The sequence below is a fragment of the Enterobacter sp. 61D5 genome (assembly GCF_034107965.1).
Taxonomy (GTDB): domain Bacteria; phylum Pseudomonadota; class Gammaproteobacteria; order Enterobacterales; family Enterobacteriaceae; genus Enterobacter; species Enterobacter cloacae_M.
In genome coordinates this window covers 230553-244107 of record NZ_JAWNFK010000014.1, presented here as the reverse complement: position 1 = coordinate 244107, position 13555 = coordinate 230553, and the positions used below count along the sequence as shown (strand labels likewise).

Here is a 13555-nt window from a genome sequence, read left to right as displayed (position 1 = left end):
TTACTCAGTGACGACCTCGTTACCATTAACGATGGTCTTAATAATTTTATAATCGTGTGTGAATGCCGTCAGGTTTGCAACCATACCTGGTGCAATTCCGCCAAGCTGTTTATCCACGCCCATTGCGCGCGCCGGATAAAGGGTTGCCATACGCAGGACTTCATCAAGCGCAATCCCGCAATGTTCAACCAGGTTACGCACCCCTTCAATCATGGTCAAAGAGGAACCGCTCAGCGTACCGTTTTCATCCACACACAGTCCATTGCGGTAGTATATTGTTTTACCGGCAAAAATGAACTGCTCAATATTTGCACCTGCTGGTGCGGTGGCATCCGTCACCAGACAAAGCTTGTCACCTTTCAGCCGCTTAGCGTTGCGGATGTTGGTGTAATCGACGTGTAAGCCGTCAGCAATAATGCCGCAGTAGACGTCTGGCTCATCCAGAATCGCCCCGACCAGACCCGGTTCACGGCCTGTGATATACGGCATAGCGTTGTAAAGGTGCGTTGCGAAGGTAATGCCCGCGCGGAAACCGGCTTTCGCTTCTTTCAGCGTCGCGTTAGAGTGGCCTGCTGAAACGATAATCCCGGCACCAGCCAGTTTGCTGATGACATCCGTACCCGTCATTTCAGGCGCCAGCGTCACTTTGGTGATCACATCGGCGTTCGCACACAGGTAGTCAACCAGTTCCGCATCAGGTTTACGAACGTAATTCGGGTTATGCGTCCCTTTCTTGACCATATTCAGCCATGGCCCTTCAAGATGCAGGCCCAGCGCCTGATTAGGGTGTTTGGCCAGGTATTCACGCATCACGCTGATACCCTGCTTCATGAGATCATCACTGCTGGTGATGAGCGTTGGCAGATAGCTGGTGCAGCCCGATTTCTCATTGGCTTTCTGCATGATCTCCAGGGTTTCGACCGTCACCGCATCCGCGGTGTCATTGAATTGCACACCGCCGCAGCCGTTGAGCTGTACGTCGATGAAACCGGGGGAGATTACTGCTCCATTGAGTGAGCGCTGTTCAATCTCCGGCGGCAGTTCTGCCAGCGGGCAAACACGTTCAATCAGGCCATCAGCGATAACAATCGCATGGTCATCCAGAATTTCATGGCCGGTATAAATCCGACCGTGGGTTAAAGCGTACATAACGACCCCCGGTTAAAAAAAGCGGCCGCCTCTTGATGAAGAGGCGGTTATTCAATTACAGACCTTTGATGTTCTCAGCTTCTAACTCGTTGAAGTATTTCAGCGTTTTAACCTTCAGCTCCATCGTGGACGGTTCGTCGCAAACGATGACTGATTTAGGATGCAGCTGCAGGCAGCTGATGGTCCACATATGGTTAACGTTGCCTTCAACGGCAGCCTGGAGCGCTTGGGCTTTCACGCCGCCCAGCACCAGAATCATCACTTCTTCGGCATCCAGCAGGGTGCCTACGCCTACGGTCAGGGCGTATTTTGGAACCTGGTTAACATCGCCGTCAAAGAAGCGGGAGTTTGCCACGCGCGTGTCATGGGTCAGCGTTTTAATACGTGTGCGGGAAGCCAGAGAAGACGCCGGTTCGTTAAACGCGATGTGACCATCATTACCTACACCACCCATGAACAGGTGGATCTTACCGTAAGAACGGATTTTTTCTTCATACTGACGGCATTCTGCGTCAATATCAGGCGCGTTTCCATTAAGCAGGTTAATATTTTCAGACGGAATATCAACGTGATCAAAGAAATTGCGGTGCATAAAGCTATGGTAGCTTTCCGGGTGGTCTTTCGGTAAGCCAACGTATTCATCCATATTGAAGGTCACAACATGTTTGAAGCTAACCTGGCCTGCTTTATGCATCTCAACCAGCGCCTTATAGGCGGTCAGCGGCGTGCCGCCTGTCGGAAGTCCAAGAACGAAAGGACGATCGGCGGTCGGTTTAAAGGCGTTAATACGGTTAACGATATGGCGAGCGGCCCATTTACCGACTTGTTCAGCAGTTGCCAGGGGAATCAGTCTCATTGTTCACCTCAAGAGTTAAAGTAGAAGAGTGGGCGGATGGCTATCGGAACCTGATACTTAAGCGTAACCTGGAAACTTTCAGGCCGGATCAATCCGTCTTGATTTTTTGAATGATAAAATAAGTTTTCGCTGTTAGCCAGTATAAGGGAGGGTAAATAACGATATTTGGTGACAAAAATCACAAAAAGTACGCGTTTAATTTGCGATACGAATTAATTTTTCACACACTCACAATGCCAGTGAAGCATCAACTGTATCTATAGTTCGTGACACAATAAAAAACAGAGCTGAGAACATGCCTTAAACGGGGTCTCATAGGGGGAAGAAAGTGAGTATTCTAGGTTATTTACAAAAGGTTGGTCGCGCACTTATGGTGCCGGTCGCCACGCTGCCTGCCGCAGCCATCCTGATGGGTGTCGGCTACTGGATCGACCCCAACGGCTGGGGTAATACCAGCGCGCTGGCGGCGTTCTTTATCAAGTCAGGTTCCGCCATTATCGACAATATGTCCGTGTTGTTCGCGATTGGTGTGGCTTACGGTATGTCCAAAGACAAAGACGGTGCCGCTGCGCTGACCGGTTTTGTCGGTTTCCTCGTGTTAACCACCCTCTGCTCGCCTGCAGCGGTGGCCATGATCCAAAAAATTCCGGCGGACCAGGTTCCGGCGGCGTTCGGTAAGATCAGCAACCAGTTTGTCGGTATCCTTGTGGGTATCATCTCCGCTGAACTGTATAACCGCTTCAGCAGCGTAGAGCTGCCAAAAGCGCTCTCCTTCTTTAGTGGTCGCCGTCTGGTCCCCATCCTGACCTCGTTTGTGATGATCGTTGTTGCGTTCATCATGATGTACGTCTGGCCGATGATCTTCGACGGTCTGGTTAACTTCGGTGAGCACATCCAGAAACTGGGATCTGTCGGTGCGGGCGTGTACGCGTTCTTCAACCGTCTGCTGATCCCGGTCGGTCTGCACCACGCGCTGAACTCCGTGTTCTGGTTCGACGTTGCCGGTATTAACGATATCCCTAACTTCCTGGGTGGCGCACAGTCCATCGAAGCAGGTAAAGCGGTTGTCGGTATCACCGGTCGTTATCAGGCGGGCTTCTTCCCGATCATGATGTTTGGTCTGCCGGGTGCTGCGCTGGCTATCTACCACTGCGCGCGTCCAGAGAATAAAGCGAAAGTGCTGGGTATCATGATGGCGGGGGCGTTCGCGGCCTTCTTCACCGGTATCACCGAGCCGCTGGAGTTCTCCTTCATGTTCGTGGCGCCGGTTCTGTATGTGATCCACGCCGTTCTGACCGGTATCTCCGTGTTCATTGCTGCCAGCATGCAATGGATTGCCGGTTTCGGCTTCAGCGCCGGTCTGGTGGATATGGTGCTGTCGTCCCGTAACCCGCTGGCGACCCACTGGTGGATGCTAATCCCGCAGGGTCTGGTGTTCTTTGCGATCTACTACGTGGTGTTCCGTTTCACTATCACCAAATTCAACCTGATGACGCCGGGTCGTGAACTGGCTGTGGCCGGTAGCGAAGCGGACGGTCAGGATATGAACGTGAGCGGTGCTCAGGATCAGGACGTATCAGGTCTGGCGCGTCAGTACATCGCCGCTGTCGGCGGTTCTGACAACCTGACCGGCATCGACGCCTGTATCACTCGCCTGCGTCTGAACGTTAAAGACTCTTCCCTGGTGAACGAAGCGCTGGCCAAACGTCTGGGTGCTTCCGGTGTTATCCGCCTGAACAAAACCAGCGTGCAGATTATCGTTGGCTTCGTAGCAGAGAAAATTGCTAATGCCATGAAAACCACTGGTCCGGTAGCCGCAGCAGAAGCTTCTGCCGCACCTGTCGCCGCGCCAGCGGCTGCAAAACCGCAGGCGGTACCCAACGCCAAAACGGTAGCCGCGCTGGTTTCACCGGTAACCGGTGAAGTCGTTGCGATTGAGCAGGTGCCTGACGAAGCCTTCGCCAGTAAAGCGGTCGGTGACGGTGTGGCGGTGAAACCAACGGATAAAACCGTTGTGTCTCCTGCTGCCGGTACCATCGTGAAAATCTTCAACACAAACCACGCATTCTGCCTCGAAACCGAAAATGGCGCGGAGATCGTTGTCCACATGGGTATTGATACCGTTGCGCTGAACGGCCAGGGCTTTACTCGCCTGGTGGAAGAGGGCGCTGAAGTAGTGGCAGGACAGCCGATTCTGGAGATGGATCTGGACTTCCTGAACGCCAACGCGCGCTCAATGATTAGCCCGGTCGTTTGCAGCAACATCGATGACTTCAGTGGCCTGGTCATTCAGGCGAAAGGTCAGGTTGTTGCGGGGCAAACGCCGCTGTATGAGATTAAAGGCAAGTAATCGCTCCTGAGTAGAGTCATGCCTTAAGCGGCGGGGGATATCCTCCGCCGCTTTTTTTTGCAGCAAAAGCCCCCATTATTTTCCTCAGAGACGTTTTAAGGGTTGTCACTACGTCCGGCTTATAAGATCATATGCCGTTATACGTTGTTTACGCTTTGAGGAATCCACGATGAGTGAGGCAGAAGCCCGCCCGAGTAACTTTATTCGTCAGATCATCGATGAAGATCTGGCCAGTGGTAAGCACACCACAGTTCATACCCGCTTCCCGCCGGAGCCGAACGGCTACCTGCATATTGGGCATGCGAAGTCCATCTGCCTGAACTTTGGCATTGCGCAAGACTATCAGGGACAGTGCAACCTGCGTTTCGATGACACCAACCCAGTAAAAGAAGACATCGAATACGTTGAGTCCATCAAGAATGACGTGCAATGGCTGGGCTTCAACTGGTCTGGCGATATCTGCTACTCCTCTGACTATTTTGATCAGCTGTACGCCTACGCGGTTGAACTGATCAACAAGGGTTTGGCGTATGTTGACGAACTGTCTGCTGATGAGATCCGTGAGTACCGCGGTACGCTGACTGCGCCGGGAAAAAATAGCCCGTTTCGCGATCGCAGCGTGGAAGAGAACCTGGCGCTGTTTGAAAAAATGCGTGCCGGTGGCTTCGAAGAAGGCAAAGCGTGCCTGCGTGCTAAAATCGACATGGCGTCTCCGTTCATCGTAATGCGCGATCCGGTGCTGTACCGCATCAAGTTCGCAGAACACCACCAGACCGGCAACAAGTGGTGCATCTACCCGATGTACGACTTTACCCACTGCATCAGCGATGCGCTGGAAGGCATTACACACTCCCTATGTACGCTGGAGTTCCAGGACAACCGTCGTCTGTACGACTGGGTTCTGGATAACATCACCATTCCTGTGCATCCGCGCCAGTACGAGTTCTCTCGTCTGAATCTGGAATACACCGTGATGTCCAAGCGTAAGCTGAACCTTCTGGTGACCGACAAGCACGTTGAAGGTTGGGATGACCCGCGTATGCCGACCATCTCCGGTCTGCGTCGTCGTGGTTACACTGCCGCTTCTATTCGTGAGTTCTGCAAACGTATCGGCGTGACCAAGCAGGATAACACCATCGAAATGGCGTCTCTGGAATCCTGCATTCGCGAAGATCTCAACGAAAACGCCCCCCGCGCGATGGCGGTTATCGACCCGGTGAAACTGGTTATCGAAAACTATCCGCAGGGTGAAAGCGAGCTTGTCTCCATGCCTAACCACCCGAACAAACCGGAAATGGGTAGCCGCGACGTCCCGTTCAGCGGTGAGATCTGGATTGATCGTGCTGACTTCCGCGAAGAAGCCAACAAGCAGTACAAGCGTCTGGTGCTGGGTAAAGAAGTGCGTCTGCGTAATGCCTACGTCATCAAAGCCGAGCGCGTAGAGAAAGATGCGGAAGGTAATATCACCACTATCTTCTGTTCTTATGATGCTGAAACGCTGAGCAAAGATCCGGCGGATGGCCGCAAGGTGAAAGGCGTTATTCACTGGGTGAGCGCTTCCCACGCGCTGCCGGTAGAAATTCGTCTGTACGATCGTCTGTTCAGCGTGCCTAACCCAGGTGCTGCTGAAGATTTCCTGGCGACCATCAACCCGGAATCTCTGGTGATCAAACAGGGTTATGCGGAGCCTTCTCTGAAAGCTGCTGAAGCGGGCAAAGCGTTCCAGTTTGAACGTGAAGGTTATTTCTGCCAGGACAGTCGTTACAGCACGGCGGAAAAACCGGTATTTAACCGTACCGTAGGTCTGCGTGATACCTGGACGAAGATCGGCGAATAATATTGCTGCTCTGGTCAATGAGAAACAAACGCCGCACTATGCGGCGTTTTTTTATTTAACGATCAGGGTATTAAGCCAGAGCCTAAAGAGGCGTCATGAAAATATCAGGTCAATGAGGTGCTACTTATTTTTTTAAAAAAAGTTTGTGTCATTGCGGAAATTAAAAAGGTTATAAAAAAAGGAGAATGTTCCACGTCTACTCACTGAAATTCCTGATAATTACCCGCCATACCTCGCCTCCCCGCAAATGTTACAAAGCAATACCAATTATGTGCACTTCGTCATAATCCTGACTTTTGTCCGCTAAAAAGCATTGATAATTCGCGTCGCGAAAAATAACCTAAAGACGGTAGTTAATTCGAGGGTATTTAAAACTATCCCTGACCATTTGGTCTTTTTTATTTACGCCGTTTCAGGCGTTTTAATTCGTCAAAGAGGAATAATCTATGCGTACGTTCAGTGGCAAACGTAGTGCGCTGGCGCTGGCTATCGCCGGTGTGACAGCAATGTCGGGCCTGGTGGTGACACCAGAGGCGAAAGCGGCGGGCTTCATCGACGATTCGACCCTCACGGGCGGTATTTATTATTGGCAGCGTGAGCGTGACCGTAAAGACGTCACTGAAGACAAATATAAAACCAACCTTTCACACTCCACCTGGAACGCCAACCTGGACTTCCAGTCAGGCTATGCAGCCGATATGTTCGGTCTGGATATTGCTGCGTTCACCGCGATTGAAATGGCGGAAAACGGCGACAGCGCCCACCCGAACGAAATAGCCTTCTCCTCCAGCAACAAAGCCTATAAAGAAGACTGGTCCGGGGATAAGAGCGGTATCAGCCTTTACAAAGCCGCTGCAAAATTTAAATACGGTCCGGTTTGGGCGCGCGGCGGTTATATTCAGCCAACCGGTCAGACTCTGTTAGCACCGCACTGGAGCTTTATGCCGGGTACCTATCAGGGTGCGGAAGCCGGGGCGAATTTTGACTACGGTGATGCGGGGGCGTTGAGCTTCTCCTATATGTGGACCAACGAGTACAAAGCGCCGTGGCACATCGAGATGGACAAGTTCTACCAGAACGATAAAAAAACCAAAGTTGATTACCTGCACTCGCTGGGCGCGAAGTACGACTTTAAAAACGATCTGGTGCTGGAAGCGGCATTTGGTCAGGCACAAGGCTATGTCGATCAGTACTTTGCTAAGGCCAGCTACAAATTCGATGTCGCGGGTAGCCCGCTGAGCACCAGCTACCAGTTCTACGGTACGCGCGATAAAGTCAGCAACGGTGACGTCAACGACATTTATGACGGCACCGCGTGGCTGCAGGCGTTAACCTTCGGCTACAAGGTCGGTCAGGTTGATTTACGTCTGGAAGGCACATGGGTAAAGGCGGAAGGGCAGCAGGGCTACTTCCTGCAGCGTATGACCCCGACCTACGCCTCCTCCAACGGTCGTCTTGATATCTGGTGGGATAACCGCTCTGACTTCAACGCCGACGGCGAGAAGGCGGTCTTCTTCGGCGCAATGTATGACCTGAAAAACTGGAATCTGCCGGGCTGGGCCGTGGGTGCCTCTTACGCTTACGCCTGGGACGCAAAACCTGCCGATATGGCAACACCGGACGCATACTACGATCCCAACTATCGCCTGAAAGAGTCTTCCTACAGCCTCGATGCTATCTATACCCTGCAGGATGGCCGCGCGAAAGGCACGATGTTCAAACTGCACTTCACTCAGTATGACAACCACTCCGATATCCCGAGCTATGCGGGCGGTTACGGCAACATCTTCCAGGATGAACGTGACGTGAAATTCATGGTTATTGCCCCATTCACCATCTTCTGATGAACGCACCGGCGGGCTGAGTCCCGCCGGTATGGAGACTGCACATGATGAAAAAAATCGTAATCGTCGCGTTGCTGGCATCAGGGCTGGTGGCGTGTGCTCAGAATCAGGCGCCGAAAGAGGACTCCCGTCTGAAGGAGGCGTATAGCGCCTGCATAAATACTGCGGAAGGATCGCCGGAGAAAATTCAAGCCTGTCAGAGCGTGCTGAACGTGCTGAAGAAAGAGAAAGCGCATGAGCAGTTCGCGACGCAGGAAAACGTCCGCGTGATGGATTACCAGGCCTGTATCCAGGCGCGTAAAACCGGTAACGACCAGGAAGTGGCGAAGCGTTGCGACCAGATTTGGAAAGAAATACGAAGCAATAACAGTAACTAATTCGCTGTTATCATGCCCGGTGGCTGTGCGCCACCGGGCTTTTTTTTGGCAAAAAAAAAGCCAACCTCGCGGCTGGCTCAGAGTATGAATACTGATTATTTCGCGTCGTGCGCGTGGTCGTCTTCGCGGCAGTCGCCTTCAGCGCAGTGACCGTAAAGGTACAGGCTGTGGTTCGTCAGGCGGATGCCATGACGCGCCGCGATTTCACGCTGGCGTGATTCAATGGAATCATCGCTGAATTCAATGACCTTGCCGCAATCGAGGCAGATCAGGTGATCGTGGTGCTGCTGCTGGGTCAGTTCGAAAACAGATTTACCGCCTTCGAAATTATGACGGGTAACAATGCCCGCGTCATCAAACTGGTTCAGCACGCGATAGACGGTAGCCAGCCCAATCTCTTCACCCATGTCGATAAGACGTTTATAGAGGTCTTCCGCACTGACATGGTGATTGTCTGGACCCTGAAGCACTTCAAGGATTTTTAACCGAGGAAGCGTAACTTTCAGGCCAGCCTTCTTTAATGCGGTATTGTTGTCAGTCATGCGGAATCTGTCCTGTTGCTAAACGATTCACTTCTGTAGGAAGTGACAGAAAATGCACCTGGGATAATGCGTCTCATTATAGAACTGCCATGGCTAAATGAAAACTGCAAGTCTCAGGCAAAATATGCTTATAAAAATGGGGTATCACCAACAAACTTGCTCAATGGAAAACCACATTTTATCAGGGAGACATTGTACAGGTCTGGGCGAAAAAGTTAAAAGATTGTAGCGATTAATTTAATCGGTTTGACCTGGAGCACGGGCGCAGCCGCCGCTGCGCCGCGATAAAAATCAGGCGTTCAGAATATCGTCCAGGTGCAGTTCCTCACGGATCTGCTTCACCCACTTCTCAACGCGCTCTGCGGTCAGCTCTGGCTGACGGTCTTCGTCGATGGCCAGGCCTACGAAATGATCGTCATCGGCCAGGCCTTTAGACGCTTCAAAGTGGTAACCGGCGGTCGGCCAGTGGCCGACGATAACCGCGCCGTTCGGCTCAATGATATCGCGGATGGTGCCCAGCGCGTCACAGAAGTATTCGGCGTAGTCTTCCTGATCGCCACAGCCAAACAGGGCGACCAGCTTACCGTTGAAGTCCACTTCTTCCAGAGTCGGGAAGAAATCATCCCAGTCGCACTGGGCTTCACCGTAGTACCAGGTTGGGATACCCAGCAGCAGAATGTCATAGCCTTCCAGATCTTCTTTGCTGCTCTTGGCGATGTCATGCACATCAGCAACGTCTTTACCGAGCTGTTTTTGAATGTTTTTTGCGATATTTTCGGTATTGCCGGTATCACTGCCAAAGAAAATGCCGATGATTGCCATGAGTAAAATAACCTCTTGAAACTTAATAGTATGGTGGCGCAATTTGGCCACGGATAAGGGCAATAATAGCAGAACTGGCAACCCTGCGGAAACAGCTATCGCGCAGGACTGCACTCTGTGCTACATGAAAAGGGCGATAAAGGGGATTTTCAGACTTATGCCTGGCTGCGTAATGTCTCAAGCTGTGCGATCAACATTTCTTCAATGAGCTCGCTGCGGCTGATATTTCGCGCGTCAGCCAGCTCGTTAAGTGCATCGACGGCGTCGGCATTAAGCTTCAGTTCGACACGCTTAAGCCCACGATTTTTATCGCGTTTAAGCTGGTTGCGCTTATTGATACGCAGCTGTTCATCGCGCGAAAGCGGATTCGTCTTGGGTCGTCCCGGGCGACGCTCATTCGCGAACAGATCTAGTGTCGTACGGTCCGTTTGTTCTTTGGCCATGATTCTGAGACTTCGGGGGAAACACGCCGCCCTGCTAATGCCCGGGCGATAAGCGCGCCATCATACATCACCAAAAACGGCACGCCAACGACTGGAAGCCCGCAGCCTTCCAGTCGCTTTCTTTTTAATCAATTTGCAGTATCAGCGAGATAGCGGCGGATAGCGCGCAGTACGGCATCCGGTTTTTCCGCATGCACCCAGTGCCCTGCACCGGCAATCACGTGGGCGCGAGCCTGCGGGAATTGGGCCAGCAGCGTGTCGCGGTACGCGTCGGTAACGTAAGGCGAGTTGCCGCCGCGAATAAAGAGAGTAGGGTGTGGCCAGGCGGGGACGGTTTCCCAGCCGACGATGTTATTGTACTGGTCCCAGAGCACCGGCACGTTGAAACGCCATTGCCCATCAACAAACGACTTCAGCAGGAACTGCACGACGCCTTCTTCATCTAGATGCTCACGCATGACGGCGGCCGCCTGTTGGCGCGTCGCAACACCCGCTTCTGTGACTGCATTAATGGCGGCAAAAATCTCGTCGTGACGACGGATGTCGTAATCCACGGGCGCGACGTCAATCACCACCAGGCCGCTAATACGGTGCGGGGCCAGTGCCGTCAGGGCCATCACCGCTTTGCCACCCATTGAATGCCCGATGAGGGTCACCTTTTGCAGGTCGTGGGCATCCAGCGTATCCAGCAGATCCTGCGCCATCGCCGCGTAGGTCATCTCGTCGGAACGCCCGGAAAGACCATGATTGCGCATATCGACCTGTAAAATATCGTGGTCGGTAACCAGATCGCGCGCCAGCACGCCCAGGTTATCCAGACTACCAAAAAGCCCGTGAACCAGTACGATGGGAGAATTATTGTTCGGCGATTGTGCAGTTTGCGCTCGGGTATTCAATTTCATGGCAAAGTTCTTTTTTTACGTATGTCAGGTTAGGGTATCATGTTGACCATTCTGCCGCCCGGCTGCAAGGTTCCAGTTTAATCTGACTTTTGCTGCCAACCTGGTTTGACGCTATCCGCTGTTGGGATTTGACCTTATAATCCCAATGACTTGTATTCAGATAAGATATCGCACTGGATTAAGATGAAAACAATCGAAGTTGATGACGAACTCTATCAGTATATTGCCAGCCAGACGCGGCATATCGGGGAGAGCGCGTCCGACATTTTACGGCGCATGCTTAAAATTTCCGCCGCTTCACAGCCTGCTACCCCAGTCACCAAAGATGTCGTGTCTCAGCCGAGCGTTGTTGCACAAGCAAAACCTGCCGTGACGCCTGCAAAAGATAAAGTGCGCGCGATGCGCGAGCTGCTGCTCTCCGATGAATACGCGGAGCAGAAAAAGGCGGTTAACCGCTTTATGCTGGTGCTGTCTACACTTTACTCACTGGATAACAAAGCGTTTGCTGAAGCGACCGAGTCGCTTCACGGCCGTACTCGCGTCTATTTCGCGGGCGACGAGCAGACGCTGCTGCAAAATGGCAATCAAACCAAACCCAAACATGTTCCTGGCACCCCGTACTGGGTGATCACCAATACCAATACGGGCCGCAAGTGCAGCATGATTGAACACATCATGCAGTCCATGCAGTTCCCGGCGGAATTGATTGAAAAGGTTTGCGGTACAATTTAACCCTTGCATCAGAAGGACCCGGTAATGGCAAATCACAGCCGTGCAGGCCAACCTGCACAACAAAGCGATTTGATTAACGTCGCTCAGCTGACCGCGCAGTATTATGTGCTGAAACCGGTCGTGGGCAACGCAGAACACGCAGTGAAGTTTGGTACATCTGGTCACCGCGGCAGCGCGGCGCGCCACAGCTTTAACGAACCGCACATTCTGGCCATTGCTCAGGCCATTGCGGAAGAGCGCGCTAAAAACGGCGTTACCGGTCCGTGCTATGTGGGGAAAGATACCCATGCCCTGTCTGAACCGGCATTCATCTCTGTGGTGGAAGTGCTGGCGGCAAACGGCGTCGATGTGATTGTTCAGGAGAACAATGGCTTCACCCCGACGCCTGCGGTCTCTAACGCCATCCTGGTACACAACAAAAAAGGTGGTGCGCTGGCAGACGGTATCGTTATCACGCCATCCCACAACCCGCCGGAAGACGGTGGTATCAAATACAACCCGCCTAACGGTGGCCCGGCCGACACTAACGTCACCAAAGTGGTGGAAGATCGTGCGAACGCGCTGCTGGCTGACGGTCTGAAAGGCGTGAAGCGCATTTCTCTGGATGCTGCCATGGCGTCCGGTCACGTGAAAGAGCAGGATCTGGTTCAGCCGTTCGTGGAAGGGCTGGCGGATATCGTCGATATGGCGGCCATCCAGAAAGCCGGCCTGAAGCTGGGCGTGGATCCGCTGGGCGGCTCCGGTATCGAATACTGGAAACGTATCGCCGAGCATTACAAGCTGGATCTGACCATCGTGAACGATCACGTCGATCAGACCTTCCGCTTTATGCACCTGGACAAAGACGGCGCGATCCGTATGGACTGCTCCTCCGAGTGCGCGATGGCGGGCCTGCTGGCGCTGCGTGATAAATTCGATCTGGCGTTTGCTAACGACCCGGATTATGACCGTCACGGTATCGTAACCCCTGCCGGGCTGATGAACCCGAACCACTATCTGGCCGTCGCAATTAACTATCTGTTCCAGCACCGCCCGCAGTGGGGCAAAGAGGTGGCTGTCGGTAAAACGCTGGTTTCCTCCGCGATGATCGACCGCGTGGTCGAGGCGCTGGGCCGCAAGCTGGTGGAAGTGCCGGTGGGCTTCAAATGGTTCGTTGACGGTCTGCACGACGGCAGCTTCGGCTTCGGCGGTGAAGAGAGCGCGGGCGCATCTTTCCTGCGTTTCGACGGCACGCCATGGTCAACCGATAAAGACGGCATCATCATGTGCCTGCTGGCGGCGGAAATCACCGCTGTCACCGGTAAGAACCCGCAGGAACATTATAACGACCTGGCAGCACGCTTTGGTGCACCAAGCTATAACCGTATTCAGGCTGGCGCGACGTCAGCCCAGAAAGCGGCCCTGTCCAAACTCTCTCCTGAGATGGTCAGCGCAAGCACCCTGGCGGGCGATCCGATCACCGCTCGTCTGACGGCGGCACCGGGCAACGGCGCATCCATTGGTGGTCTGAAAGTGATGACCGAGAATGGCTGGTTCGCCGCGCGTCCGTCCGGTACGGAAGATGCGTACAAAATCTATTGCGAAAGCTTCCTCGGCGCTGAGCACCGTCAGCAGATTGAGAAAGAAGCGGTAGAGATTGTCAGCGAAGTGCTGAAAAACGCGTAAGTGCGGTATGGGTGAGGGCATCAGCCCGCACCCCGG

At 53.1% G+C, this 13555-nt stretch carries 12 protein-coding genes; 6 read left to right on the top strand and 6 right to left on the bottom strand.

Annotated elements, in window-relative coordinates:
- Together nagA and nagB are read right to left on the bottom strand one after the other, a co-directional pair.
- Window positions 1-1149, bottom strand: coding sequence for an N-acetylglucosamine-6-phosphate deacetylase (gene nagA, locus UTM25_RS16235; RefSeq protein WP_194399835.1), 1149 nt, complete (start codon window positions 1147-1149; stop codon window positions 1-3).
- A 55-nt stretch (window positions 1150-1204) separates the two neighbouring features.
- Window positions 1205-2005, bottom strand: a complete 801-nt coding sequence (nagB, locus tag UTM25_RS16230; protein WP_023310765.1) for a glucosamine-6-phosphate deaminase — start codon at window positions 2003-2005, stop codon at window positions 1205-1207.
- 328 nt (window positions 2006-2333) lie between these two features.
- Here nagB and nagE point away from each other — a divergent pair, with 328 nt between their 5' ends.
- From nagE to chiQ, 4 genes are all read left to right on the top strand, one after another.
- Window positions 2334-4355: an N-acetylglucosamine-specific PTS transporter subunit IIBC gene (nagE, locus tag UTM25_RS16225; protein WP_194399836.1), complete on the top strand. Its 2022-nt coding sequence runs from the start codon at window positions 2334-2336 to the stop codon at window positions 4353-4355.
- Window positions 4356-4524: 169 nt separating this feature from the next.
- Window positions 4525-6192 (top strand): glutamine--tRNA ligase, encoded by a 1668-nt coding sequence (glnS, locus tag UTM25_RS16220; protein ID WP_194399837.1) that lies wholly within the window; start codon window positions 4525-4527, stop codon window positions 6190-6192.
- Window positions 6193-6638: 446 nt separating this feature from the next.
- The gene (chiP, locus tag UTM25_RS16215; protein WP_194399838.1) at window positions 6639-8036 is read left to right on the top strand and encodes a chitoporin ChiP; all 1398 of its coding nucleotides are present in this window, start codon (window positions 6639-6641) and stop codon (window positions 8034-8036) included.
- A 47-nt stretch (window positions 8037-8083) separates the two neighbouring features.
- A complete protein-coding gene (gene chiQ / locus UTM25_RS16210; RefSeq protein ID WP_047061876.1) occupies window positions 8084-8413 on the top strand; it encodes a ChiQ/YbfN family lipoprotein in 330 nt (109 codons plus the stop codon).
- Window positions 8414-8508: 95 nt separating this feature from the next.
- Here the strand turns inward: chiQ and fur are convergent, their stop codons facing one another.
- The 4 genes from fur to ybfF all read right to left on the bottom strand — a co-directional run bounded on the left by fur (window position 8509) and on the right by ybfF (window position 11122).
- The gene (gene fur / locus UTM25_RS16205) at window positions 8509-8955 is read right to left on the bottom strand and encodes a ferric iron uptake transcriptional regulator (RefSeq protein ID WP_023310771.1); all 447 of its coding nucleotides are present in this window, start codon (window positions 8953-8955) and stop codon (window positions 8509-8511) included.
- 291 nt (window positions 8956-9246) lie between these two features.
- A complete protein-coding gene (gene fldA, locus UTM25_RS16200) occupies window positions 9247-9777 on the bottom strand; it encodes a flavodoxin FldA (protein WP_008501067.1) in 531 nt (176 codons plus the stop codon).
- A gap of 155 nt (window positions 9778-9932) precedes the next feature.
- Window positions 9933-10220 (bottom strand): LexA regulated protein, encoded by a 288-nt coding sequence (ybfE, locus tag UTM25_RS16195; protein WP_023334913.1) that lies wholly within the window; start codon window positions 10218-10220, stop codon window positions 9933-9935.
- 128 nt (window positions 10221-10348) lie between these two features.
- On the bottom strand, window positions 10349-11122 hold the full coding sequence (gene ybfF / locus UTM25_RS16190) for an esterase (RefSeq protein WP_194399839.1): 774 nt from the start codon (window positions 11120-11122) through the stop codon (window positions 10349-10351).
- 183 nt (window positions 11123-11305) lie between these two features.
- Between ybfF and seqA the strand changes: the two genes are divergently transcribed.
- Complete coding sequence (gene seqA, locus UTM25_RS16185; RefSeq protein WP_008501070.1) at window positions 11306-11854, top strand: replication initiation negative regulator SeqA; 549 nt, start codon at window positions 11306-11308, stop codon at window positions 11852-11854.
- Window positions 11855-11878: 24 nt separating this feature from the next.
- The gene (gene pgm / locus UTM25_RS16180) at window positions 11879-13519 is read left to right on the top strand and encodes a phosphoglucomutase (alpha-D-glucose-1,6-bisphosphate-dependent) (RefSeq protein WP_045356603.1); all 1641 of its coding nucleotides are present in this window, start codon (window positions 11879-11881) and stop codon (window positions 13517-13519) included.
- The last annotated feature ends 36 nt before the right edge of the window (window positions 13520-13555 follow it).